The organism is Pontibacter sp. FD36, from assembly GCF_015686655.1.
In the GTDB taxonomy this organism is placed as follows: domain Bacteria; phylum Bacteroidota; class Bacteroidia; order Cytophagales; family Hymenobacteraceae; genus Pontibacter.
In genome coordinates this window covers 1-350 of record NZ_JADPMP010000038.1, presented here as the reverse complement: position 1 = coordinate 350, position 350 = coordinate 1, and the positions used below count along the sequence as shown (strand labels likewise).

The window sequence follows — 350 nt, the reverse complement described above, 5'->3', positions numbered from 1 at the left end:
CGCTCGAGCAGCTTCTCGATGATGACCAGCGAGGGCGCCTCGCGCATGTCGTCGGTCTTGGGCTTGAAGGAGAGGCCCCACACGGCGAAGGTCTTACCGGCCAGCTCGCCGGAGTAGAAGCCCATGATCTTGTTGAAGAGCACCGACTTCTGCTTCTCGTTGACCTTCTCCACCGACTTGAGCACCTCCATCTGGTAGCCGTTCTCGTCGGCCGTCTTGATCAGGGCCTTCACGTCCTTGGGGAAGCAGCTTCCCCCGTAGCCGATGCCCGGGTAGATGAACTTGTTGCCGATGCGGGCGTCCGAGCCGATGCCGCGGCGCACCATGTTCACGTCGGCGCCCATGATCTC

At 62.3% G+C, this 350-nt stretch carries 1 protein-coding gene; it reads right to left on the bottom strand.

Annotated elements, in window-relative coordinates; genetic code table 11:
- Nucleotides 1-350, bottom strand: a 350-nt coding sequence (locus tag I0P70_RS21245) for a UDP-glucose/GDP-mannose dehydrogenase family protein (protein WP_196121141.1), incomplete at both ends; no start/stop codon positions are given.